This window comes from Aureispira sp. CCB-E (genome assembly GCF_031326345.1).
In the GTDB taxonomy this organism is placed as follows: domain Bacteria; phylum Bacteroidota; class Bacteroidia; order Chitinophagales; family Saprospiraceae; genus Aureispira.
Genome location: NZ_CP133671.1, coordinates 3,054,861 through 3,080,727 on the forward strand (window position 1 = coordinate 3,054,861; position 25,867 = coordinate 3,080,727).

Below are 25,867 nucleotides of genomic sequence, written 5' to 3' on the forward strand. Positions count from 1 at the left end.
TTTGGGTGGTTTTTTTTTGCCTAAAAATAAGGCAATAATTTTTTTATGCAAACGAGGTTTTAGTGGCAATGACTTATAATTGAGTGAATTGTGTGGGTGGGTAATTGTGGCAAAATGCGTAAAACTATTTTTTTATAGAAATAGTTCCCGATGCGCGAAGTTTGGCACGCTTTTTCAATATATAATAATTATAAAACATCAAAAACACACAATAACATGGAAAAAGTTACGTTTACACTCGTTTTTATTTTATGCACGACTTTAGGGCTGTTGGCACAGCGGGGTGGAAATGCACCATATTACAACAATAATAATAATTACAACCACCATTCTACCAATAATCAAGCTCAGTATGGCTCAATGTTGACGTTGAATAGAGGTAACAATCCCAATGGTGGTTTGCGCCCCAATAGCAATTTGAACAATCAGCCTACTTACAATGGAGGAGGGCACCATCATAATCCCAATCATGTGCATCATGGAGGGCATCACCACGACGGGCACCAGCATACTTGTTCACATGGTCACAGTTGTACATTTGGTTGTGCTCATACGAATTACGTACACATTCCTGTTCATATAGATGCTTTTTCGGGCTGGCTGCATAGTTTAAAACACCAATGCAATTCAGCTGTTCGATTGGATATGGCATTGGATTATGTCGAACACAATTGGTTGACAACACATCAGATTTACGATATATTGGGAGCATTTAACAACGAAAGTAGTATGTTGATGATTGCCCAAAGTGCCTATCCAAATACTTGTGACCCTCAAAATTACCATTATTTATATCGTTGTTTTTCGAATAATGCTTGTGTGCTGAATCTACAGAACTTTGTACACCACCATTAGTATATAATCGGTAAACTCTAAAAAGTACTTATTTCTCCTTTAATTTTTTATTCTAAAAAGCGTCTACTAAGATACCCATTACACCTTTTGGATCAGTAGTTTGGTGTTTTATTGAAGATGATTTTGGAACCATACTCAGGAATATAGACCATCATTTTTTTGTTGGTCCTACTTTTTATTGTTTTTTTTGAAGCAACTTCTTAGTTTGATGCCACTAGACCTGAGTATTCTGCAATATTAATTTTTGTATTTTTTATAGAGCATTTTATTTGTTGTGGAGATCACTTGCAGTTTGATATTATTGTACAGAATATTAAGTAGCACTATTTAAAAACAATAGTTAGCTGCGCTGCTACTACTAACTACTATAAAAAATAACGTTAAGAAAAACTTAAAACATTTAGAATTGTATCTTGTTCTAAAAAAGAACAAATAGAACATATTTAGGCACCAAGCAGTCCAAAAATAGATATATCAACTGTTTTGATGCTTACCTCAATATCAATAAATCTATCTTACAAAACTTACATTATGAAATCATTACTTTACTTATGTCTAATATTAGGACTAAGCTTATTGGGAGCTACTCAAAGTAGTGCTCAAGGGGGTGAAGGGCGCATGGGCAATGGCAAAGGCTATTGGATTTTTGGGCTCAACGCTGGAGGAGCTTGGCAAGACAGTGATATCAAAGCCCTTGCGGGAGCGGGTTGGGGTTTTTATATTGGTCATAGCTTCTATAATCCTAAGGATGGCTTTTTTTCAGCAGATGCTCGTTTTCGATATCTCAACACCTATACATTTGGTCAAAATCACAGAGACAATTTGTTTGGAAACGCCAATCTAGCAGACAGCACTCAATTTAGTTACCGTCCCGCAGCAAAGGCTTTTGCACACAATCATCGGACAACTTTTCACGATTTGTCCTTAGAACTGCGCCTCAATTTTGAAAAATTGCGTCGAGAAACCAATATTTGGCTTTCGCTTTATGCTGGTGCAGGATTGGGAATTTATGGTACAAAATTTAATCAAAAAGATGCTTCTGGCAATGATTATGATTACGAGAGCATCGATTATACACAGTCAGAAGACGATATTTGTCGAGATATTATTGCTTTGCAAGATGATACTTACGAAACGAATGCTGCAACAGATGAATTTGGAGATAACTTATTTCGCCTGACGTTTACCCCTACAGTTGGTATTGAGTTAGGATACTGGTTTAGTCCGTATTTTGCATTGGGAATAGGACATCGAACAACCTTTACACTACAAGATAATTTCGAAGGGGTGAAGATTAATAATGGGGGAGCGATTAATAGCTCTATACATCATTATACTTCTTTGATGTTGCACTGGAGGGTTTATGGAAGTAGTGGAAGCCAACAGCCATGTCCTGATGTACAGTTTCAATTGCCCGTTAATAACGGACAGACATATACTACGAACCAATCTAGTGTTTTTATCTCTGCAATGGTTAGCAATGTCAACCGCAATCAAATTACATATACGGTCAATGGACAAGCTGTTAGCGATTATTCTTACGATTCTGGAACCAAAGAATTTAGAAACAACTTACGATTACAGAGAGGGGAAAATAGAATTGTTTTGCGAGCTAAAAACTCTTGTGGAACAAGTGGTCAAGCAATTATTGTGGTATACGAACCAAATAATAATACCAATACAGATCCCAAACAACCTCCTGTTGTAACGATTACCAATCCTTCGACTAGCCCGTCTAGTACCTTGGCTTCGACAGCAACAATTACTGCACAAATTTTGCACGTTACTAGCAAAAACAACGTCGTATTTTCTGTCAATGGAAATACAGGATACAACTTTAATTTTTCGGGAACTAGTTTCTCGGCAAGTAATGTTCCTTTGGTGCAAGGACAAAATACCATTACCATAAAAGGACTGAATAAAGATGGTAGCGATAGTAAGACAATTATTATCAATTACCAAAAAGAAGAACCACTGCCAGTCGTAACAATTACGAACCCTAATAGAAACCCATACACGGTAGACGTTTCGCAGATCAATCTAAATGCAACGATCCTAAATGTAGGAGGAAGAAACAATGTAACTTTTACAGTGAATGGTCAAAATTCTACCAATTTCTCTTTCTCAGGAACCTCGTTTGTTGCCAATAATATTGCCCTAAATCAAGGTAGCAATACGTTGACGGTAACAGGTCGTAATGTTAAAGGGCAGGATGTGGCTTCTACTGTGGTGATTTATCGCCCTGTTGTTGTACAAAATCCACCAGTGGTAACCATTACCAATCCTAATAGAAATCCATATACTACCAATAATGCCACGGCAAGAATCAACGCTACCATCCTAAATGTAGTTGGCGCTAGCAATGTAACTTATACTGTAAACGGACGAAGAAGCAACCAATTTTCTTTTGGTGGAACTAATTTTTCTTCTACTGTTAATTTGATGGAAGGAAGCAACACAATTAGTATTACGGGACGCAACCAAGACGGTCAAGATACGAAGAGTACTGTAATTATTTATCGCCGAGTGGTAGCAGAACCTGCTCCAATCGTAACAATTACGCAACCTCGCGCCAATCCTTTTGTGACGCAACAACCTCAAGAAACAATTCGCGCTACCATTCAACATGTAGCTAGCCGCAATAATGTAACTTGTACCGTAAACGGTCGTACAAATACAAGCTTTTCTTTTTCAGGAACAAGCTTTGTTTTGAGTGGCTTGACTTTGTCGCCAGGAAATAATACCATTGTAATTACAGGGCGTAATAATGCAGGGCAAGATACCAAAAGTACGGTCGTAGTTTATGAAAAGCCTTTGCCTCGACCTCCTGTAGTAACGATTGTTGCTCCTGGGCAAAATCCTTATACTACACAAGCTTCTAAAGAAACTGTTTCAGCAACCATTGATCATGTAACAGGTCGTAATAATGTGACGTGTACAGTGAATGGTCAAGCGAATAGTAATTTTAATTTTTCAGGAACTAGTTTTACTTTAGCAAACTTAAACTTGCAGGAAGGAGCTAATACAATTGTGATCACAGGTCGCAATGCAGCAGGGCAAGATAGCAAATCAACGGTTATTATTTACGAGCCAGTTGTTCAATTGCCTCGACCTATTGTGACGATTACACAACCTAATAGAAATCCATACACTACGCAAAATAATCGAATTAATATTAATGCAACTATTCAGCATGTTGCTAATAGAAATAATGTAACATTTACCTTTAACGGACGTCCTTCAGCAGACTTTACGTTCTCAGGAACGAGTTTTGTTATGAATAATGTAGTCCTTCAAAATGGTAACAATACTGTATCGATAACTGGTCGCAATAGCGCAGGGCAAGATACAAAGACAACTGTAATTATTTATCAAGCTCCTGTTCAAGAGCCATCGGTTGTGATTACTTCACCGAATCAAAACCCATTTACAACACAAAATAGCCCTATTAACATCAATGCAACGATTCTAAATGTGGCGAGTAAAAACGATGTGACATTTACGATCAATGGGCGTTCTAATTCAAACTTTACGTTTTCAGGAACCAGCTTTGTAGCCAGCAATGTTTCGCTTACTCCAGGGAACAATACATTTGTAATCACAGGTCGTAATGCTTCAGGGCAAGCAAATGCTTCTACCGTTGTCGTTTATCGACCAATAGAACCACCCGTAGTCACATTTACAGTACCGAATCAAAACCCATTGACAACGCCAAATTCGACGACGAATATTTCGGCTACAGTAAGCAATGTTAGTTCTAAAAGTGATGTGACGTTTACGGTCAACGGTCAAGCAACAACGAATTTTTCATTTAGTAATAATGTATTGACAGCAAACAACATTAACTTGAGTGCAGGAAATAATACCTTTACAGTAACGGGACGCAATGCGGCAGGGCAGGATAGTAAATCTACTGTTGTCGTAATGAGAGCCCCAAAACCAGCACCCATTGTAACGATTACAGCACCAAATCAAAATCCATTTACTACGGCTACAAATAGAGTGACGATTACAGCTACGATTTTGAACGTAAGTGAGAGAAATAATATTAATTTTACCATAAACGGTCGTCCCAATACGAACTTTAGCTTTTCGGGGAACACCTTCACAGCTACCAACATCCCGTTGAGCAATGGCAATAATGGTTTTGTGATAACAGGTAGAAATGGAGTTGGGCAGGATAGCAAATCAGCGATTGTAATTTATGCTCCGCCAGTACCCAAGCCAGTAGTGACCATTACAACTCCTGGTAGAAATCCTTATACTGTTCTAACCAATACAACAAGCATCCAAGCAACGGTTTTGAACGTAGCTAGCAAGAATGATGTAACGTTTACCGTCAATGGTCAGAACAATACAAACTTTAGCTTTTCGGGGACTGCTTTTGCAGCGAACAATGTTGCTTTGAATGTAGGGAATAACACGTTTACTATTACAGGGCGAAATAGTTCTGGACAGGACACCAAATCAACGTTGGTAATTTATAAATTGCCAGAGAAGAAACCGACAGTTGTGATTACAACACCGAACCAAAATCCGTTTAATACACAAACGAATAAGGTTAATATTACAGCAACGATTTTGAATGTTGCGAGCAAAAACAATGTTACATTTACAGTCAATGGGCAAGCTAATACGAACTTTAGCTTTTCAGGAACTGCTTTTGTCGCCAACAATGTAACCTTGAATCAGGGTAATAATACTTTTGTGATTACAGGAACAAATGGAGCAGGGCAAGACAGCAAATCGACAGTAGTTGTCTACTCTTTACCAATACCTAAGCCTGTTGTAACAATTACCAATCCTGCACAAAGTCCATACACTGTTTTAACTAGCGCAACAAGCATCAAAGCAACGATTTTGAATGTAGCGAGTAAGAATGATGTAACTTTCTCAGTCAATGGACAAGCAAATACCAATTTCAGTTTCTCTGGAACTGCTTTTACGGCTAATAATATTCCTTTAAATGTAGGTAATAATACCTTTGTAATTACAGGGAAAAATAGTGCTGGACGTGATTCTAAAACGACTGTAGTGGTGTATCAATTGCCACAGAAAAAACCGACAGTTGTGATCACATCGCCCAACCAAAATCCGTTTAATACGCAAACGAATAAGGTTAATATTAAGGCTACGATTTTAAATGTGCCTACTAAAAACGATGTGACCTTTACGGTTAATGGACAGGCAAATACCAATTTCAGTTTCTCTGGAACTGCTTTTGTTGCAACAAATGTGTCTTTAAATCAAGGAAACAATACGTTTGTAATCACGGGACGAAATGGAGCAGGACAAGACAGTAAGTCTACAGTTGTAGTTTATTCTCAGCCCGTTCCAAAACCAGTTGTGACCATTACGACACCAGCCCAAAGTCCGTTTACAACCTTGCAAAATAGAGTAACGGTTAAAGCAACGATTTTAAATGTAGCGAGTAAGAATGATGTAACATTTACAGTTAATGGTCAGTCTAATACATCGTTTATATTTAATGGCAACAATTTTATGGCGATGAATTTGCCACTAAATGTAGGCAACAATACCTTTGTAATTACAGGAAGAAATAGTGCAGGGCAAGATAGCAAGTCTACCATCGTCGTTTATCAATTGCCACAAAAAAAGCCAACGGTGGTTATCACATCACCTAATAAAAATCCTTTTAGTACGGTAACGAATAAGGTAAATATTACGGCTACAATATTAGATGTAGCCAGCAGAAATAACGTAACATTTATTGTTAACGGTCAAGCTAATACGAATTTTAGCTTTGCAGGAACAACATTTACAGCCAGCAATGTACCATTGAATCAAGGGAACAATACCTTTGTGATCACTGGAACAAATGGAGCAGGACAAGATAGTAAATCTACGGTTGTTGTGTATACCACAGGGAATCCGAATGGAAATGGAACTGGGAATACAAATCAACAAGGAGGAGGAGCGAATAATACAGGATCTGGTACAGAAAATGACAATAGCAATAGCAACAATAAAGGTGGAACGGGTAAAACCAAGAAATTGGACAAGAATACTTCATCCGTTAATAAAAATGCAGATGGGGAGATTGGTAAAACCAAGAAACTGGACAAGAACACCTCAACCGTTAACAAAAATGCAGAGGGCGCTACTAGCACAAAGAAAAATAAATCTAATAAAGTAAACAAGGTATCTCCTGATCCTAAAAAAGGTGGGTAAAGCATTAATGTTACTTGAAATTGGTTTTAAGTAACGTATCAATAAACAGTGGACCATTCTCAATATTTTTGGGAATGGTCTTTTTATTGGGCGGATGTGTTATAGTTTGAAATTTCGAATTTGCTCTAAATCTTTCCAAACACAATCGTTTTGGATGCAGTTGATAATTGTGCTAGGTTGCAATGTTGCGGCTCGGTTCCAAAGGTCAAAATTGCGATTAAGAAGTGTGCGGATGCTTTCTTGTTTAAAACTAGCGTTGTTTCGATCACTGTTGAGGAGTAACGAGAGCGCATGATACAGCCCTTTTTTAGCATTATTCATAATAATATAAAGCTCAAACAAAGAAATTTTATCATAAGATTTGAAGGTTTTATAGTCTCCATTATAGACATTGGTTACAATTAAAGGAAAAATAGTGACTTCTGATGGAGCGTGGGAGAAATTAAATTTTTCTTGAACGGCAGACCAATTGTTGTTAATAAAATACAAGGAACTATCCAATTGTCTGGTTGCTTCGTTCATTAGTTGTTTGTCTTCAATATAGCTCGCTTGACGAATGGCATTAGAGTGACTACTATTTTTGATTTGTATAACAAAAAGAAATTGATCTTTATAAGCTACAACGTCAATATCACCTCCTTCTTTTTTGGGGGAAGAAGGGTGAGGGAATTTCCAGCCAACAGCAACAGAAAATTGTTTGTCTAAAAATACCTTACTCGTTGCTGTTTCTAAGCTTCTATCAATTTTTTGAACCAATGCATCGTACACGGATTTCTCTGTATAGGTTTTGTCTTCTTTGAGTTTGTTGCGTAGAATAATGTCCCAACGACGATCTTTTAACAAACGTCCCAACCAAAAAAGCTTGTTGTTTATCTTGATAAAGGGGCGTTGTAACCATGCACTTAAATCATCAGAATGACTCAAATCACAAATCAAAAAATCTAAATTCTCCTTAATCGTAGCCATTGGTTTTTTATAATAAAGATGTAGTGCTTCTAATAAGTCGTGGTAATCATACATAGAAATAGCTTCATTGCTCCCTAGTTGTTGCGAAAAACTTAGAGGAGGTTTGTTGAGGATGGTAATGGGCACGTGTTCACCTGGTTTAATTGCCCAATTCTCTTTTTTGGAAGTATCTATTGATCGATGAAAAATTCGGCTCATAGGAGATTTGTATCGGCTAAACTCGGTAAGAAGCAGCAACACTAGTTTCAGATCTATGTTGGTCGTAGGAATTTCTAAAGGAACGTGATAAAATTCTAAATTGGAGACCTGTGTTAGAACCGATTGCTCAATAAAGGAAAGTTTGGGAAAATTCTTGATGCTAAGCAAATCGAATTGTCCTTCTTTTATGCCTACTGCTTTGGCTTGAGCGTTCATAAAAAAATAGGATTCTTCGTAACCACTCTTAGAGTCATCTTTTTTGAAAGAACTGTGCTTGTTGTTGTAGGCGGCAAAAGCATAATTGGAGCCGTTGAGAGTACACATTTCAGCAGCATAGGCACTAAGAAAATAGCGTTTGGATTGGCGGCGAATATCTTTATCAATAATTGTCTGGATTTTTGTATACGTAGGGTCGTTCTTGTAAGTAATCGGTTTTTTATATTCTGATTTGTGTTTAGGACGAAAATACGCCCATTCTTTTTGCAACATAGTATTGTCACTAAGAACTATCTTGTGTGTGTGTGCGTGTCGCTTTGCGTATTTGAGGAATAGGTCTAGTGTGGTAACAATAGCCATATCAAGCTCTTTTTTTCGGGTGTTGTTGCCATTGATTTCTTGGGATTCCATCATAGCACTGTGCGCAAAACAAAACCCCATTAAAACTTTATCTATGGGGATTTTTAGCAAAGACACAAAGTCTGCTTCTCGTTCTATGGCAATACTATTTTCAAGTGTTTGGACTTGTTTGAATTCTTGTATCAAATTCTCCACAGCAAGCTGTTTGGATGGAACAATATTGGTGGACATATTTTCTAAGGCTTCAATCCAAGTATCATGGCGAAAACGCTGAAAACGTTTGAATAAAGAGAGGAGCAAGGCAGCATCTTGTTTCCAAATCTGTAACAATAATTTGGTGTTTGGAGGGGCTTTAAAACTAAAATAAGGGTGCAAAATATCTATGCGATCATCCGATTTTAAGAATAGTGGAAGAGCATAATTAACTAATTCAGAAGCCCAAAAAGCTTTCTTTAACTTTCCTTTTTTATACACTTTAGATTCGATTACTAAGGTGGCAAAATTCTTATGAGGTTCCTTTTTTAGTAATTGTAAACACGCTTGATAGGCTTGCTTTTTTAAGAGTTCTAGTAGTAGGTGGTTACGGGGCATGATAATAAATATTTTTTATTGTTTTATATGTATAATGCCTCCTTAACAATTTGATAGTTGATATAATTCCATAGAATGGCAATAATTGAAGGAGGGTGTGCATATCCAAAGTCATAGATAAATGACAAGCAAGGATATTGGGAAGCAGCAGGTTGATGTGAAAAAGTAGAACTTTAGGAAAAGATATAGTATTTCAGTACTATTTTGGTATCTTTCTAGGGCAGTTTGTTGGTATTGAAGGAATCGGTTGAATGGCAAAATTTTAAACAACTTCAATATATTTTTTTATAGAAAATACGTAAGCATGTCTAGTTTAAGTAAACTCACTTTTTCAGTACGAAATGAAGGAACTTATCAGCTAAAAATTGAACGCATTCATCCTGATGCACCCTCTTTAGATTGGATAAATCAGCAAGAAGAAAAGACGGTTAAAGTAGTGCTATTATTTAGGACATTGATCTTTTTGGAATCAAACCATAGCGAGACGGGAAAAATTTCTAAATTGTATCAGTATGTTTTTTCCTTGTTATCTCCTTTTATAGAAGAAGAGTATGGAGAAATTCCCGAGTTGAATAAGTACACAGAAATAACAGAATATGGTAGCGATATACTAGAGGATATTGTGGATCAAGTTATTGTTTCTGTCAAGCAAATAGAAGCAGATATAAATGATAATTGGGAAAAAGGACAAATCAAAAATTTTAATCCTTATAAAGAAAACGAAGGAGTTCCATTTGTAAGCTATGAAATAGTGTTATCTGAACCGCTTCTTGAAAATATGGAAGAGTCATTGGTTTCAAAAAATGATTTTTCTCCATTGAGCATTTCTTGTAAATTCAAATAAAATAATTCTAAGAATCATTAATAGATTGACTATATGGGTGTTTTTATTTCTATGACTTGTGCTTTTGGAAAAAGTGAAGATGAGGTAACAAAATGTTTGAACGAATTTTTTCAATTAGAAAACGAGAATATTGGATTAACTGATATAGAGGTTTGCACTCGAAATACATCAGAGGAAAATTACAAAGTCACTATCTTGTATCCTTCGGGGTTCTATAAGTGGGATAATGCTTCTAAATATATTTCTGAAAAACTGAAAATTCCTGTTTTTTCGTTTCATATTCATGATGGTGATTTATGGATGTATCTCTTTTTTGAGAAAGGACAGCTTATCGATAAATTTAACCCTCTTCCAGATTATTGGGATAAAATAAGTAGTGAAGAAAGAAAAACATGGGAAGGGAAACCACAGGTTATAGCGGATAAAATAACAGGAGTTGAGGCATTTCAGATTAAGAAATACCTGACAAATTGGGACTATGACTCTGCTCTTAGGAAAGCTTATCCACAAGATGAATTTGAAAACGAAGCGTGGCAAGTAATAGATTTTATGGATAAATTGGGATTTGTATATCCATCTAATGATGGTATATTATAAAATAAAACAAAAATATGAACACAAAAGAATTTGCCTTAAAATGGATAAAATCATGGAACTCTCATGATTTAGAAGATATTCTTAATCATTATTCTGAGGATATTGAAATTACAACCCCAATGATAAAACTAGCAGGGGGGATAAATACGGGAACTCTTAAAGGTAAAACGGCTGTGGCTGCATACTGGAAAAAAGCATTGGAAAAAATTCCTGATTTGCATTTTGAGCTGTTGGAAATAACAGAAAGTGTGCATTCAATTGCACTTTACTATAAGTCTGTGATGAACAAAAAATCAATTGAAGTAATGTTTTTTAATAAAGAAGGAAAAGTCAATAAAGTGATTGCGCATTATACATCATAATTGAAAACAGCGAAGAACAAAGAGGCTGTATGGAATGGCACATTAGTATCGTTTTTGCCAATTTAAAATTTTGCAGGGCGTGTAAGTGGTTGTTTTATAGTTTGTTTTGGGAAAGGAGCTTTTTGGCAAGAAAACGCTATGTATAGAATTAATATTTTTCGAAATTTATAGTAGTAATATATTAAGCACTAACTTTATACGTGAAGTTGTAGAGTTAGAGAAACACTAAAAACGAAGAAAAATGAAATATGTACTATTACTTGTAACTCTATTGTTGTGTACAGTAGGGACAACCAATGCTCAAAATGGAAAGGGAAAAGGTGGAATGAAAGATATTGCAAACGAAGCTCAAGCAAAAGGAAAAGACAAAGCGTCTGAAATGAAAGCCAAAGGCAAAAATAAGGCTAAAAAAGAAGGGGCTAAGGTCGTTGGTGCCGATGTTGCTGATAAAGCTGTGGAAAAAGGAGATGACTTGGTTCAAAAGGGAAAGGATGTTGTTGTTGATAAAGTGAATAAGGATAAGGGGGATAAGGGGAACGGTAAAGTTAAGGCGAAAGAAGACAAAGGAAATGCTTATGGCAAGAATAAGGGAAACCTTTCAGGCAAAGAGTTTGGGCAAGCTAGAGCGACCGAAGCCAAAGCAACCAACCAAGCAAAAAAGAAAGAAGTTAAAACTTCGATTGAAAAGGGGCAAGAATCTGTAACCAAAGCAAAAGATAAAATTGCAGCTGCCAAAGATCAGTTAGAAAAAGATTTTGCTGCTAAAAAATTGACGAAGGATGAGTATGCTGCTAAAAAAAATAAGATTATCTTGATAGAAGAAAAAGCAGAAAAGCTTCAAAAAGAATTAAAAAAAGGCAAAGAAATTTCTCATAAATCAGAATAGTAGTTGGCAGATAATAGCATTTAATATTAATGCCAATACGATTGAAAAAAAATACATTATGAAACACCTGATAACATTAACTTTAGTTGCCGTTGTTTTTTTTAGTTGCGGGAGTGAAAGTGTCGAAACAACTTCTGAAGTTTCTCCAGAACTAATCGAGGAAACAAAAACATTAGAATCTGAAAATGAAGAACTGGAGGAAACCATTCAAAATATAGAGACTACTAGAAAAGAATTGGATGAGATGTTAGAAGATCTATAAGTTTTGTTCAAGATGAGTTGAGAGAGGCTGTTCAAAAAGGACAGCCTCTCTATTTACTAGAGGTTAGTGTTTCGCATTATTCTTGCATTAATCTTGATGTTTTAGAAGAATTGATATACAAAATATGAATAAAAATACCTTAAATGACTTTTTTCTTTTTGCGATTGGTCAACTTAATGTGCAAGAAATAGAACAAATTATCTATCAACACAACGATTTGGAGAATATACTAGAAGAAGAACTCTACATCGAGCTAATTTCATTTGACTTTAATCAAGCAGAAGCAAGAAAAACATTACTTGATTTTTTCCTAACATACCTTTTCTCTCAAGAGGATTTATTTTTATGGTCAAAAGAGTATTATGCGCCAATTATTGAGGAAATTAGTGCGTTTATTATCAATACCTACAAAAAATTACCGCTCGGTTTGTCAATTGATAAGCTAATCGACCAAAAGGAAAACTATTCTAAAAAAGAAGGACATGATCCTCATTACAAGCTCACCAAAGAATTTGGAGAAGTGGAAGAAATGGGAGTGTATTATAAGCATAATAAAAATATACTAACCGGCCTTGTGCTAATATTTGAATCGCCACTTACTTTCTATTATAAAGAAATGCATGGGAACGATGGTTTGTTAGAGCATGCGATACAAAATGGCAAGGCTCAATTATACGCTGTAATACATAATTTAGTTTGCTCTAAAGTGATTGATTATTTTAATTCAATTTTAGGAAAACCTTCTGTAGAACAAAATAATGATAGTGGTTTGTTTAACCAGCCTCATCATCAATATCACCTTTATAAATGGACATTGCCAAATGCAGAAACAAATAATGACAGATTTCTATATTTGATGAAATATATAGACGATAGTACTTGGCATCAGATAAATGCGTTTATGAAAATAAGTTTGGTTGATTAAAGTCTACTGTTGTAGTGTTTTGGATTAGCTACTTCTCAAAATTAGTAAGTTGTTATGTGATATTACTCCGTTGATATTGAAAAAGACTATATTTGCTGATCTTTGAACTTTACAACAACTTATTAACAATCGTTTATTACAACAATATAGTGACGGTAAGATCGGTTTGCCAGCTCACGAACGCAGGGAGTGACAACGCTAAGGAATCAACGAATTGTTTTATTAAAATATGTCTATGAAAAAGTTATTCTTTTGCCTATTTGTTTTGGTACATTATACTTTAAATGCACAAATAAATCTTGAAAATGCTTATACCGATGGTTATGTACTTCGAGTTGATTTGGCAAATTCAGGTGAAAAATATTACCTTTTGGATGCACAAAATGCAGTGGCTAAATTTTACAATGCCAATCATACGCTTTGGAAAACGATCAATCTTTCTATTCCTACAGGAGCAACAATTAATGCAATTAATCATGTTTCAGAAAATGTAATTAATTCCGATAATTTGTTAGAGGTTGGCTATACTTTTTTTACTAATAGTGGGGGATTGATTTATGAAAGTCGCATTATTAACGAGGCAGGAACAACACTTTTATCAATACCAAATGCTTCTTCCATTTTTGTGAGCCAAATGGGAGGTTTACAAGATAAAATCATTGCTACAATTCAAGGAGCTACTATCTCAAGTGAAGTTTATGGAATTCCTTCTTTAGCATTAGAACATACTTATACGGACGGCTATGTATCTCGCATTGACTTGGCAAATTCAGGTGAAAAATATTATCTTTTAGACGCGCAAAATGCTGCAGCTAAACTTTACAATGCAGATTATACTTTTTGGAAAAGCATCAACCTTCCAATTCCTGTTGGAGCAATAATCAATGGAATTAACCATGTTTCGGAAAATGTGATTAATTCGGATAATTTGCTAGAGGTTGGCTATACTTTTTTTACAAATGGAACAGGATTAGTGTATGAGAGTCGTATAATTAATGAGGCAGGAACAACACTTTTATCAATACCAAATGCTTCTTCCATTTTTGTGAGCCAAATGGGAGGTTTACAAGATAAAATCATTGCTACAATTCATGGAGCAACGACCTCAAGTAAAGTCTATGGCATCCCTTCTTTAGCATTGGAACATACCTATACCGATGGTTATGTACTTCGAGTTGATTTGGCAAATTTAGGTGAAAAATATTACTTTTTGGATGCTCCGAATGCAACTGCTAAATTTTACAACGCTAATCATACACTTTGGAAAACAATAACGCTTCCTACTACTACTGGAGCAACGATTAGTGGAATTAATCATGTTTCAAACAATGTGATTAATTCGGATAATTTGGTGGAGATTGGCTATACTTTTTTTACCAATAATGGAGGATTAGTTTATGAAAGTCGCATTATCAATGAGACAGGAACAACACTTTTATCAATTCCCAATGCATCATCGGCTTTTGTGAGTGAGATAGGAGGCTTACAAAACAAAATTATAGCTGCAATACAAGGCACTACTTTATCAAGTGAAGTGTATGGAATCCCTTCTTTTGCTACATCTGTGTTAGGTATCGATTCAGATGTTTCTCTTTCAATTTATCCCAATCCAACCATTCATTTTTTGACAATAGACAATCGTGGGATAGGGATTAAAGACATGAATTTAGTCTCAAGCAATGGGGAGATCGTAAAAAGTATTCAATCTCCAAGGCAAAAGACAGTTGTTGACCTTAATGACCTTCCTATTGGTGTTTATTTCCTCATTGGAAAGGATCAGAAAGGAAATGTTTTTTCTAAAAAGTTAGTAAAGCAATCTTTTTAGAGAAGTAGGTATAATGTTCTTCATTAGAAGAACAGCCTAAAAAATGCGATACTTTAAAAAGTGTTCATGAACATACAGACAATGAAGGAACAATTGATTAAAAATATCTCCAAACACATTAGGCTCTCTGTTCAAGAAATAGACTTATTCAAAACCTTTTGGACAGAGAAGAAGCTGGATAAAGGGGATTATTTATTGAGAAATGGGGCAACTTGTCGGACGGATAATTATATCGTTTCTGGATGTTTAAAAGCATTTTACATCAACTCAAATACAGGTCGAGAAGAGGTATTGTATTTTGCAATAGAAGATTGGTGGGCAACAGATATTGATAGTTTTCAAAAGCAAACACCTTCTATTTATAATATTCAAGCATTAGAGGAAACTCAATTGCTTCAGATTAGCCATTATTCTTTTAATAGAATGTTGGAGCAAATGCCAAAGCTTGAAAAATATTTTCGAATTATCTTGGAAAGTTACCTAGGAAGTTTGCAAAGAAGAATTATCGAAAATAATCTCCTTGGTGCAGAACAACGATACATAGAATTTATAGAAAGATACCCTCAAATTGCAAACAGAGTGCCTCAATATTTAATAGCTTCTTATTTAGGTATTTCTGCGGAATTTTTGAGTAGAATTCGACGCAAACAAAAAATTGATTGAACTAGGTCAATTTTTTTTACATTTTAATTGGTGAATTTTGTTTTTTCTTAATTTATTAACTTTCTAACAATAGTTCGTTGAAACCACGCAGTAGCAGCGCAGTTGATAATCAACAAGTTGTAAATTTATTGCATTTTGTGTTAAAATTTTGATTATCAATCTAATATAAATGTGCTTTTTTGTCTTTTTGGTAGCTAAGCTTGCCGAGTAGGCTTGTGCTAGTAGCACAAAAGCCCAAGGTCATGACCGCAGGGAACTAGCCTTGCGCTCTCATGAGCGAACCGAGCATAGCGAGCTCACGACCGTAGGGAGTAACAAAGCGAATAATAATCAACGAACTACTAAACAATAAAAGAATGAACAAGGTATTAATCATTAACGCAAGTGTAAGAGATGAGAGATCGCATAGTAGAAAATTAACACAAGTATTTATTCAGAATTGGCAAAAAAAGTACCCCAAGGATTTATTCACTTATAGAGAGGTTGGACTAAGCAATGTGCCGCCAATTGACGAAAAATGGATTGCGGGCGCATTTGTACCATTAGGGGATAGAACAGCGGAAAATCAAAAAGCGTTAAAATTTAGCAATGAATTGGTAAAGGAACTGAAAGAGAATGATGTTTATGTTCTTGGAACTCCAATGTATAATTGGTCAATTCCAAGTGGTTTAAAGGCGTATATTGATCAAATTATGCGCATTAACGAAACTTGGAAATTTCGTTCAGGAAAACCAGATGGAGATTATATGGGCTTGCTTAAAAATAAAAAAATGTTCATTTTATCGAGTAGAGGAGATACAGGATATGGGGAGAACGAAAAAAATGCCAACATGAATTTTCAAACAACCTATTTAAAATTTGTATTTGGAATGATGGGCGTTCAGAACGTGACTATTATTTCTTTAGACAATGAGGAGTTTGGAGGTGAAATATTTGAGGAATCAAAAGCAGCTGTTTATCAAAAAATCAATTCCATTGAGTAAATGGGGTGAAAAAATATATGAGGATGTTTCAACGAATCAAGCAGTTTTTTGCGAAGCAGAATAAGGAGGTCATGACTGAATCTACCACTGCATTTAATGGTGTTAATTGTGAGTGGTTGGTATTAAAATCAAAAAATACAGAAGAAGTTGCCCATTTTTTAGAGTTGGATAATATCAAGCCAATGCATGGAACGATTGGGATTCAGCAATTATACTCCAAACGAAATTGTATTTATATTACACCTCCAATTGAAGGTTGGGTAGTTATTATGGGCGCTGGATTATTGGCAACAGGAGAAGGCATTCAAGTGTTGTTGCCAAAACTTAGTGTGCGATTTCAAGAAGCCTACTTCTTTAAAAACTACGATACTGGAGATACCTATTGCTGGATGAAAGCTATTAAAGGAACAATAGAAAGAAGTTTTACTTATTGTCTGGAACTAGGGGAGTGGTCTAGCATCGGAAGGCTTACGGCAATTGAGCAAACTCTGAATATAAATGCTTTTATTGATTCGTTAAATTCCAACGAAGAAGTCGACGATATTTATATTGATATTAATACTGTAATTGCAATTGCTGATAATTGGTCAATTTCTACTACGAAAATAGATGCTATTAGGTATTTAAAAGAATTGGGGTGCTCTGGTGAACTTCTTAAAAGGCGTTGAAATAAAGGGATTAGATATGTTATTATTTCGTAGCTAACTGTTGAATGATAAAACGAATATTTTATGAAATTTAGTGTTTGGATTTTAATTTTTCATCTTCTCATTTCTTGTGATATAGACAAACCGAAAAAACAAGATGTCCACGCTGCTTTGTTGTCAAAAATTGACTCAGTTATCAGTCAGCAAAAATTTAATGGCGTAATTTTGGCTGCTGTTGATACAACCGTCCTATATTCTAAAGCCATTGGATTTTCAGATTTAGAAAATAAGGTTAAAATGGATTTGGATGACCAGTTTATTATTGGCTCCATAAGCAAGCAAATAACGGCTGTACTGATTTTAAGAGAATATGAGAATGGTAACATTGGGCTTGATGATACAATCAGTCAATATTTGACAGCCATCAACCAAGCTTGGATAAAGGAGGTGACCATCCATCAACTGTTGACGCATACTCATGGAATTGTTGCTTTAGATCAGCCTTTAGAATTCAAACAAGGTTCTCAATTTCGTTATTCGCAAATCGGTTACGAACTATTAGCGCAAGTACTTGAAAATGTTACGGGCAAAAGTTTTGAGAAGTTATTAACTGAATTTTTTGAGGCGTGTGGCTTGAAAAATACATTTCATCCAAACAATACCAAATATAAACATCTTGTAAAGGGGTATGAAGCAAACGAAAAAGGCGATTTAGTTTATAGGACGACTAGTTTAAACAATTATGTTCCTGCTGGTAGTATGATTTCCAATGCAATGGATCTAAAAAAATGGAATGAAATGTTATATTCAGGGCAATTGGTTACCAAAGAAACCCTAAAACTCATGACTACAAAGTACGCTACTAGGGTACATCCAATTTTTGAAACAGTAGCTTATGGTTATGGTTTGCTTTTTAAAGATGGTGAACAGAGTGTCCAAGTTGGAGCCTTAGGTTATGCGCCAGGATTTGTTTCGGCTTGTTATCATTATCCACAAACTAACATGAATCTCGTTGTTTTAGAAAATACAGCAAATAATTTGAACGACTTTAAGCAAACGTTTGTCGTACATACAGAGATTATGAAATTAATGAAAAAAGAATGTTTGGTAATTGGAGATAGGATGTAGTGGTTGAAACGAAAATCTGAACTGCTTTTTTCTTTTAACTCGAATATTAACTCTTTCAGAAATACTCAAAATGGAAAAAGAATCGAACAAAGATATCTATGAACCTGCTTTTGTTGAAAATTTATTTGATAACATGAGTAATTCTTATGAAAGAATAAATGTCCTGTTTTCATTTGGTTTTACACATTTCTGGCGAAGAAAAATGATCAAGAAAACCGCCATTTTGGAGACAAAAAAAGTTAAAATTATTGACTTGATGTCGGGAATGGGAGAAACTTGGGATGCTATAAAAAAGAGGTATCCCAATTCCGAATTAACAGCCTTAGATATTTCAGAAGGAATGTTAAAAAGGGCTAGGAAAAAGAACAGTAAGACTTACCAAGGGAAGGTTAAGATTTTGAATGAAAATATTCTAAAGAGCTCCTTAGAATCCGAAAGTTATGATATTGTTTATAGTGCTTTTGGGTTAAAAACTTTCAGTAAAGAACAAATAAAAAAATTAGCAATAGAAGTCAACAGAATTTTAAAACCTGGAGGAGCGTTTGCCTTTGTTGAGATTTCGGAACCAAAGCATCCTCTATTACACTTGTTCTATTATTTATACGTAGGGAAAATTACACCCCAAATTACAAAATTACTTTTAGGAGATCCTATAGAATATAAGATGCTTTGGGAATATACTCAAAGGTATAAAGATTCTAAATGGGTTGCAGAAATATTTCAAGAGGTTGGTTTGGACACAAACTATGATCAATACTTCTTCGGCTGTGGTTCTGGTATTCATGGAAAAAAAATAAAGTAACAGTTTTGATTTTTGTAATCAAAATAGGGGAGAAAGTGATTTTGGACGACATAAGTTTGTTACAACAGCAATGATGTTATTGTGATAATAATTTCTAATCAAAAATGTTTTCAATAGAACAATAATTTGCAGCACAATTAACTGCCAAAGTCAAAGTAAAACTTTGAATATAAATGAACTATACAACACAACAACACAGCAATTGGTGGGATGGTCCAGAATCCTTTCAACCTTGTTTAGAACAAGACATCACAACAGAAGTAGCTATTATCGGAGGTGGTTTTACAGGATTGTATACGGCTTTACAACTTCGAGAATTTGGAGTGGATGTCAGTGTCTTGGAAAAGGGATTTGCAGGGAGTGCTGGCAGTGGTCGTAACTCTGGTTATGTAGACAGCTTGATTGGAAAAGACTTTCCTTCTTTGCTTAAAATGAATAGATTAGAACGAGCTAAAGAACTGTGTAATTTTTCGGTGGAAGCTGTTAGGCGGTTGGAACATTTTATTAAAAGCCACCAAATTGATTGCGATTATGTAGATCACGGTAATATTAATGTTGCGGTTCATCCAAAGCAAATTAAGCGCCTCAAACATTTAGAAGCCGTTGGTGCTGAATTGGGGCTTCATTTCAAGTATTTAGAGGAGGGGGCGATGCGCGAACGAGGAATTCCTAATGCATTTTTGGCAGGAATTCATGATACTATTGGAGGGACTGTTAATCCAGGAAAATTGATCGATTTTGTTCGAAAGTTAGCTATTTCTAGAGGTGTTAAGTTGTATGAAAATACGCCTGTTCTCAAAGTTCATAATAGTTCCCCCGTTCGCCTTGATACGCCAAAAGGTACGGTCTATGCTCAAAAAGTAGTATTGGCTACGAATGCCTTTACAGCATCTTTAGGCTGGAAAAAGCGTGTTCTTTCTCCAATTTGGGCGGGTATGTTCGAAACAGCTCCTTTAAGCCCAGATCAACAAGAAATATTGCAATGGCATCATAAAGAGGGAATTTACACGGCTCATGAGAAACTTGAAAGTTATCGGAGAACAACGAGAAATACACTAATTGCTGGAGGGAAATACATCAAAATTCCTTATGGTTTTAAATTGGGAGATATTTCTCAACCCCAAATGACCAATCAGATCGCTGCTGTGTTTCGTCAGAGATTTCCAGCATTGAAAGATTTGGAATTAGCAACTTTTTGGGGTGGTTGGATTGGTATCCCCTTGGATTTCATGCCTACAATTGGAGTAACAGGTAAGCATAAAAACATCTTTTATGGAATGGGGTATGCTGGGCACGGTGTACCACAGACTTTTTTGGTTGGGGAAATTTTGGGGCACAAAGTTTATGGAAAGGAACACCCGTTGGGCAATGTACTGACTCGAAGAACCTTGCCAATTCCACCAGAACCTTTCAAATGGTTGGCTTCTACGGCTATAGACAAAGTATTGGGTTGGGTTGATAATAGAGTGGACCGAGAAGTGGCAAAACTAGAACGTAAATAAGTAATCGTTCAAAAAAAATAATCCCATTTTTTGTTCTTATTTTTATAAAATAAAGAGACTGTTAGAAAATCTAACAGCCCCTCTATAATTAAAAAAATCAACGAACGACTAAAGTCATTAAGACTTAGAAATAATTAATTTCTGAGTCGTTGATTTTTCTCCGATATTAAATTGAACCATATATACTCCAGAAGGAAGTTTTGCCGTATTCAATTCAACCGTTTGATTTAAAATATTATCAAATGTCTCTTGAAGAACGATTTGTCCTATTGTATTAACTACTTGTATGTTAACGGTTGCTTGTTCCATTAAATCCATTTTCACAAATACATTATCGTGTGTTGGATTCGGGAACATACTCATGTTAGCTACACCATTAAGCGTATTCACATTTAATACAACTGCTTGGAAAGAAACAACTTCTGTGCAGCCATTAGCATCTGTGACAACAACATAGTAGGCGTCTCCGGCAACCAAACCTGTTACTGTAGCGCCTGTTTGATTTCCTGTGTTGGGACTCCATTGATAGGTATATCCAGCAGCTCCACCACTAGCACTTACCGTAGCCGTTCCGTCTGTATGATCGTCAATTGTTGCAGTTATAGCAGTAGGTTCTGTTAATACGACAGAATCAATCATTTCACAACCAAAAGCATCTGTAACAGTAACGGTATGCGTTCCAGCAGCAGCATTTACTAGCGAATTATTTGTTTGTCCATTGCTCCATAAGTAAGAATAGCTAGGTACGCCACCTGTTACGGTTACCATACCAGAACCACTGTTATTATCATTACAATTTAAATCCGTTCCTACTGTAGTTAGTGACATAACGGGAGGATCTACCAAGGCAAGCGTTCCTAGTGCAGAACATCCAATAGAATCAGTAACTGTTACCATGTATGTTCCAGCTCCTAAGCCAGTAGCGATGCTTGTTGTTTGGTTATTAGCTGTTGCATTCCATTGATAAGTATATGGAGCAAAACCACCTAAACCAGTAGTTTCAATTTGACCATTAGCACTGCCTGTACAACCAATAGGATTGGTAAGTGTTGCACTTAGACTTGTATAAGAGGTCCAAATTGAATCAACAGAAAGGGTATCGTTTGAAGCATTATTATCACCTGTAAAAGTAGTAATAACCTGAATCACGGTTGCTCCAGTTGTAGTTGCCAAAATTGTATCAAGAGCAATGGTATCCAATTGATTTCCAATTAAACTGTCAATAGTGCTGGTCTCTACTACAACTCCATTGACAACAACGTTATAAGGAACATTGTAAACCGTATTGGCTCTGATATTCGCAACAACAACAGAACCTGCAATAACAGATGCATTACAATAAACAGAATCTGTATTGAGTAGTGCGATAGGTGCAACGTCATCTGTTGGAATCGGTGCTGGTTGTACTAAGAAACTGTCAATAAAGACATCGTTATCTTCATTGGAAACTGTAGACACAGCATAAAAACCGAATTTTACAACTCCTGTATAAGCTGCTAAATTAATAACAACGCGATCTCCTGTATTGGTTGGCTCAGAACCTGCTACCCATTCTTGCAAGACATTGGCTTTTTCCCAAGTTGCTCCATTATCGGTAGAAACAACTACGGCAATAGTATCATCGACTCCTAAAACAGTTGCAGAACTATTGTTCCAGTCTGTCAATGCAATATCAAATTCAACTTGGTAAGTAGTCGTACCATTTCCTAAATCAATACTAGGACTAATTAACCATTCGTCTCTAGAAGTACCATAAAGATTTATTTTAGCAGAACCAGTTGAACCATTGTTGGCAAAGCCATCTGAAGTCCAAGCTGAAGAAGTACCTGTTAATGTTGTACTGTTTGTTAAAATACCTTCTGCTTCTGACCAACAAGCAGGTACATAAGTCGTAAATTCTTCGAGATAAGTAGGGGTATAAATGCCACAAGGAGTAGAGAAATTAAAAGGTCCAGCCCATGAACTAGAATCTCCTGCGCCACAAATAGCACGTACGTAAAAACTGTAATCAGTGTTACCAGTAAGACTTGTTGCATTGTATGGGTTTGTTCCAGTAACGACAGCGGTACCTGTTCCTTGAACGAAACCTTGAGCACCGTATTCAATCTGCCAAGACGTAGCAGAGCCATTTTCTGTCCATGCTAAATCAGCTGTTGCAGCAGTGATGTTATTGGCAGCTAGTGCACTAGGCGCAGCACAGCTTGCTAGATTGGTTACCAAGAAATTATCAATAAAGACATCGTTGTCTTCGTTAGAAACAGTAGAAACTGTGTAGAAACCAAATTTAACGATACCTGTATAAGCAGATAAGTCAATAACAATGTGATCTCCTGTGTGACTTGGTTCAGAACCAGCTACCCATTCTTGTAGGATATTTGCATTTTCCCAAGTTACTCCATTATCAGTAGAAATGACAACTGCAATGGTGTCGTCGGACCCTAAAACAGTTGCAGAACTATTGTTCCAATCTGTCAATGCAATATCAAATTCAAGTTGATAAGAAGTCGCTGCTGTTCCTAAATCAATGCTAGGGCTAATGATCCACTCATCTCTAGCGGTACCATAGAGGTTTATTTTAGCAGCACCAGTTGAACCATTGTTGGCAAAACCATCTGATGTCCATGCAGAGCTTGTTCCTGTAAGTGTTGAACTAGGTGTTAATCTACCTTCTGCCTCTGACCAACAAGGGTCAAGGTAAGAGGTGAAATCTTCTAAGTAAGTAGGCGAGAAAGGCGTACAAGGTGTTGTGAAATTGAATGGTCCAACCCAAGTACTAGAGTCTCCAGCACCACAAATTGCTCGTACATAAAAACTGTAGTCTGTGTTGGCTGTAAGGCCAGTTATGTTATGAGGGTTTGTTCCAGTAACAACAGCGGTACCCGTTCCTTGTGCAAATCCTTGCGCACCATATTCAACATGCCAAGATGTAGCAGAACCATTTTCTGTCCATGCTAAATTTGCGGTTGTATGGCTAGGTATATTAGCCGCTAAAGCACTTGGAGCAGGGCAACTAATCAAAGTTGTAAAATTAAAAGGTCCAATCCATGAACTAGAGTCTCCAGCACCACAAATTGCTCGTACATAAAAACTGTAGTCAGTGTTGGCTGTAAGACTAGTTAGATTATGAGGATTGGTTCCAGTAACGACAGGAGTACCTGTTCCTTGTGTAAAACCTTGTGTGCCATACTCAACTTGCCAAGACGTAGCAGAACCATTTTCTGTCCATGCTAAATCAGCTGTTGTAGCAGTGATGTTGTTGGCAGCTAGTGCATTAGGAGCAGTACAGCTTGCTAAATTGGTTACTAAGAAATTATCAATAAAGACATCGTTGTCTTCGTTAGAAACAGTAGAAACTGTGTAGAAACCAAATTTAACAACACCTGTATAGGCTGCTAAGTTAATAACAATGTGATCTCCTGTATGACTTGGTTCAGAACCAGCTACCCATTCTTGTAGGATATTTGTATTTTCCCAAGTTGCTCCATTATCAGTAGAAATGACAACTGCAATGGTATCATCTGATCCTAAAACAGTTGCAGAAGTACTGTTCCAATCTGTCAATGCAATATTAAATTCAAGTTGATAAGAAGTCGCTGCTGTTCCTAAATCAATGCTAGGGCTAATGATCCACTCATCTCTAGTGGTACCATACAAGTTTATTTTAGCAGCACCACTTGAACCATTATTAGCAAAACCATCCGATGTCCATGCAGAACTTGTTCCTGTAAGTGTTGAACTAGGTGTTAATCTACCTTCTGCTTCTGACCAACAAGGATTAAGGTAAGATGTAAAATCTTGCGAATAAGTCGGTGTAAAAGCAATAGGACAAATTGTAGAGAAATCAAAAGGTCCAGCCCAAGCGCTAGAATCTCCAACGCCACAGATTGAACGAACATAAAAACTATAATCCGTAGTTGGATTAAGACCAGTTAAGCTGTATGGGTTGGTTCCTGCTAGAACAGTAGTACCTGTTCCTTGTGTAAAACCTTGCGTACCGTATTCAATCTGCCAAGACGTAGCAGAACCATTTTCTGTCCAACCCAAGTTGGCAGTAGTGCCTGTAATATTATTTGCAGTTAATGAGCTACTAAATGGATGAACACAACTTGGCATTTGCATGACCGCAACATCATCAATTAACAAATCATTGTTATAATCTGCCGAGGCACCCCCTGATTCAGCATGAAAGCGAACTTTTAAGCTGTCTCCTCCTCCAAAGGTGAAATTAGTTACATTAAAACCATACAAATCCCACCCAAAAGAAGTGTTTCCTTGAAGCGATGCAACATTGACCCAAGTGCTACCATTCCAAGCGTCTACGTGTAGCAAATTAAAGGGGTTTAATGTTCCTGTGTAATGACTTTCGTGATAAAAAGATACATAAGGTGTTGTTAAACTAGAAACGTCAATAGTTGGTGTAACTAGCATAACACTGTCGTCTGAGCCTGAGAAATCAACCCAAGCATAATTCCCACCATTTCCAGTATGGTCAAGAGTTGCCGATACGTCGAAACCCGCATTGGTGCTGAATTCCCAAGGACCTCCATTGTTAGAGGTGTTGTTCCAACCTACAGGGGTTGTTCCTGAATCAAACGATTCTGTAAAAACCGTTTGGGCATAAGAAAAGTTACTTAGCAAAAAGTAGGCTAAGAATAATAATATTTTTTTTTGCATGTAAAAAGTGAATTAGTTAATGAATAGTAGGGACGATTCCATTTGGGCTGCCAAAGTTATAAATTTTTTTTGTATGAAAATTTTGTTTTAAAAGGACTAAAAGCAGTATTTTTCAAAAAAAAATAGAACCTGTTTTAAATGAATAAATTAAGATTTAACTATAAATCACTTATAAGTTATATTAATTTGAGGATCTATCTGAAATACCTCAACTTTAACATTTCTATAATTTTTTTTTGTTCTTACAAGCTGTAATCTGCTACTTTTGGCAAGGAAGTTTAAAGCATTGAAAGTCTATGAGAAAAGACCTTATATGGGTTTATAATTATATTCTTAAAATAAATTAAAATTTGCTCTAAGTCTAGGTTTAAACTGTTAACTTGTTGCAT

General features: G+C 36.0%; 17 protein-coding genes. 15 read left to right on the top strand and 2 right to left on the bottom strand.

The window, feature by feature from the left end; genetic code table 11:
- Positions 1 to 216: 216 nt before the first annotated feature.
- Together QP953_RS11485 and QP953_RS11490 are read left to right on the top strand one after the other, a co-directional pair.
- Complete coding sequence (locus QP953_RS11485; RefSeq protein ID WP_309555111.1) at positions 217 to 855, top strand: DUF4476 domain-containing protein; 639 nt, start codon at positions 217 to 219, stop codon at positions 853 to 855.
- 531 nt (positions 856 to 1,386) lie between these two features.
- Positions 1,387 to 7,047: a hypothetical protein gene (locus QP953_RS11490; protein WP_309555112.1), complete on the top strand. Its 5,661-nt coding sequence runs from the start codon at positions 1,387 to 1,389 to the stop codon at positions 7,045 to 7,047.
- A gap of 99 nt (positions 7,048 to 7,146) precedes the next feature.
- Here QP953_RS11490 and QP953_RS11495 read toward each other — a convergent pair whose 3' ends face one another.
- Positions 7,147 to 9,378, bottom strand: a complete 2,232-nt coding sequence (locus QP953_RS11495) for a hypothetical protein (protein ID WP_309555114.1) — start codon at positions 9,376 to 9,378, stop codon at positions 7,147 to 7,149.
- A 304-nt stretch (positions 9,379 to 9,682) separates the two neighbouring features.
- Here QP953_RS11495 and QP953_RS11500 point away from each other — a divergent pair, with 304 nt between their 5' ends.
- From QP953_RS11500 to QP953_RS11560, 13 genes are all read left to right on the top strand, one after another.
- Positions 9,683 to 10,222, top strand: a complete 540-nt coding sequence (locus tag QP953_RS11500) for a hypothetical protein (RefSeq protein WP_309555115.1) — start codon at positions 9,683 to 9,685, stop codon at positions 10,220 to 10,222.
- Positions 10,223 to 10,255: 33 nt separating this feature from the next.
- Positions 10,256 to 10,819: a hypothetical protein gene (locus QP953_RS11505; RefSeq protein WP_309555117.1), complete on the top strand. Its 564-nt coding sequence runs from the start codon at positions 10,256 to 10,258 to the stop codon at positions 10,817 to 10,819.
- Between the two features lie 14 nt (positions 10,820 to 10,833).
- The gene (locus tag QP953_RS11510) at positions 10,834 to 11,181 is read left to right on the top strand and encodes a nuclear transport factor 2 family protein (RefSeq protein WP_309555118.1); all 348 of its coding nucleotides are present in this window, start codon (positions 10,834 to 10,836) and stop codon (positions 11,179 to 11,181) included.
- Positions 11,182 to 11,422: 241 nt separating this feature from the next.
- Positions 11,423 to 12,067, top strand: a complete 645-nt coding sequence (locus tag QP953_RS11515) for a hypothetical protein (RefSeq protein WP_309555119.1) — start codon at positions 11,423 to 11,425, stop codon at positions 12,065 to 12,067.
- Positions 12,068 to 12,125: 58 nt separating this feature from the next.
- Complete coding sequence (locus QP953_RS11520; protein ID WP_156039893.1) at positions 12,126 to 12,329, top strand: hypothetical protein; 204 nt, start codon at positions 12,126 to 12,128, stop codon at positions 12,327 to 12,329.
- 124 nt (positions 12,330 to 12,453) lie between these two features.
- Positions 12,454 to 13,254 carry a hypothetical protein gene (locus QP953_RS11525; RefSeq protein WP_309555120.1) on the top strand — a complete coding sequence of 267 codons (801 nt, stop codon included), beginning with the start codon at positions 12,454 to 12,456 and terminating at the stop codon, positions 13,252 to 13,254.
- Between the two features lie 235 nt (positions 13,255 to 13,489).
- Positions 13,490 to 15,079, top strand: coding sequence for a T9SS type A sorting domain-containing protein (locus QP953_RS11530; protein ID WP_309555122.1), 1,590 nt, complete (start codon positions 13,490 to 13,492; stop codon positions 15,077 to 15,079).
- 66 nt (positions 15,080 to 15,145) lie between these two features.
- On the top strand, positions 15,146 to 15,742 hold the full coding sequence (locus QP953_RS11535) for a Crp/Fnr family transcriptional regulator (protein ID WP_197043932.1): 597 nt from the start codon (positions 15,146 to 15,148) through the stop codon (positions 15,740 to 15,742).
- Positions 15,743 to 16,098: 356 nt separating this feature from the next.
- Positions 16,099 to 16,725: an FMN-dependent NADH-azoreductase gene (locus tag QP953_RS11540; protein WP_052599657.1), complete on the top strand. Its 627-nt coding sequence runs from the start codon at positions 16,099 to 16,101 to the stop codon at positions 16,723 to 16,725.
- A 23-nt stretch (positions 16,726 to 16,748) separates the two neighbouring features.
- A complete protein-coding gene (locus QP953_RS11545; protein ID WP_052599656.1) occupies positions 16,749 to 17,393 on the top strand; it encodes a hypothetical protein in 645 nt (214 codons plus the stop codon).
- Positions 17,394 to 17,456: 63 nt separating this feature from the next.
- Positions 17,457 to 18,500 (top strand): serine hydrolase domain-containing protein, encoded by a 1,044-nt coding sequence (locus tag QP953_RS11550; RefSeq protein ID WP_309555123.1) that lies wholly within the window; start codon positions 17,457 to 17,459, stop codon positions 18,498 to 18,500.
- A 70-nt stretch (positions 18,501 to 18,570) separates the two neighbouring features.
- Complete coding sequence (locus QP953_RS11555; RefSeq protein WP_309555124.1) at positions 18,571 to 19,302, top strand: class I SAM-dependent methyltransferase; 732 nt, start codon at positions 18,571 to 18,573, stop codon at positions 19,300 to 19,302.
- A 173-nt stretch (positions 19,303 to 19,475) separates the two neighbouring features.
- Positions 19,476 to 20,804: an FAD-dependent oxidoreductase gene (locus QP953_RS11560; RefSeq protein WP_309555125.1), complete on the top strand. Its 1,329-nt coding sequence runs from the start codon at positions 19,476 to 19,478 to the stop codon at positions 20,802 to 20,804.
- 117 nt (positions 20,805 to 20,921) lie between these two features.
- Here QP953_RS11560 and QP953_RS11565 read toward each other — a convergent pair whose 3' ends face one another.
- Positions 20,922 to 25,478, bottom strand: a complete 4,557-nt coding sequence (locus QP953_RS11565) for a fibronectin type III domain-containing protein (protein ID WP_309555127.1) — start codon at positions 25,476 to 25,478, stop codon at positions 20,922 to 20,924.
- Positions 25,479 to 25,867 lie beyond the last annotated feature (389 nt).

What these genes read in the sequence shown, in the direction of transcription:
- QP953_RS11530 (WP_309555122.1), top strand. Translation starts at nt 13,490, where the DNA reads ATGAAAAAGTTATTCTTTTGCCTATTTGTTTTGGTACATTATACTTTA.
- QP953_RS11540 (WP_052599657.1), top strand. Translation starts at nt 16,099, where the DNA reads ATGAACAAGGTATTAATCATTAACGCAAGTGTAAGAGATGAGAGATCG.
- QP953_RS11490 (WP_309555112.1), top strand. Translation starts at nt 1,387, where the DNA reads ATGAAATCATTACTTTACTTATGTCTAATATTAGGACTAAGCTTATTG.
- QP953_RS11510 (WP_309555118.1), top strand. Translation starts at nt 10,834, where the DNA reads ATGAACACAAAAGAATTTGCCTTAAAATGGATAAAATCATGGAACTCT.
- QP953_RS11565 (WP_309555127.1), bottom strand. Translation starts at nt 25,478, where the DNA reads ATGCAAAAAAAAATATTATTATTCTTAGCCTACTTTTTGCTAAGTAAC.
- QP953_RS11485 (WP_309555111.1), top strand. Translation starts at nt 217, where the DNA reads ATGGAAAAAGTTACGTTTACACTCGTTTTTATTTTATGCACGACTTTA.
- QP953_RS11515 (WP_309555119.1), top strand. Translation starts at nt 11,423, where the DNA reads ATGAAATATGTACTATTACTTGTAACTCTATTGTTGTGTACAGTAGGG.
- QP953_RS11525 (WP_309555120.1), top strand. Translation starts at nt 12,454, where the DNA reads ATGAATAAAAATACCTTAAATGACTTTTTTCTTTTTGCGATTGGTCAA.
- QP953_RS11520 (WP_156039893.1), top strand. Translation starts at nt 12,126, where the DNA reads ATGAAACACCTGATAACATTAACTTTAGTTGCCGTTGTTTTTTTTAGT.
- QP953_RS11550 (WP_309555123.1), top strand. Translation starts at nt 17,457, where the DNA reads ATGAAATTTAGTGTTTGGATTTTAATTTTTCATCTTCTCATTTCTTGT.
- QP953_RS11500 (WP_309555115.1), top strand. Translation starts at nt 9,683, where the DNA reads ATGTCTAGTTTAAGTAAACTCACTTTTTCAGTACGAAATGAAGGAACT.
- QP953_RS11495 (WP_309555114.1), bottom strand. Translation starts at nt 9,378, where the DNA reads ATGCCCCGTAACCACCTACTACTAGAACTCTTAAAAAAGCAAGCCTAT.
- QP953_RS11505 (WP_309555117.1), top strand. Translation starts at nt 10,256, where the DNA reads ATGGGTGTTTTTATTTCTATGACTTGTGCTTTTGGAAAAAGTGAAGAT.
- QP953_RS11535 (WP_197043932.1), top strand. Translation starts at nt 15,146, where the DNA reads ATGAACATACAGACAATGAAGGAACAATTGATTAAAAATATCTCCAAA.
- QP953_RS11560 (WP_309555125.1), top strand. Translation starts at nt 19,476, where the DNA reads ATGAACTATACAACACAACAACACAGCAATTGGTGGGATGGTCCAGAA.
- QP953_RS11545 (WP_052599656.1), top strand. Translation starts at nt 16,749, where the DNA reads ATGTTTCAACGAATCAAGCAGTTTTTTGCGAAGCAGAATAAGGAGGTC.
- QP953_RS11555 (WP_309555124.1), top strand. Translation starts at nt 18,571, where the DNA reads ATGGAAAAAGAATCGAACAAAGATATCTATGAACCTGCTTTTGTTGAA.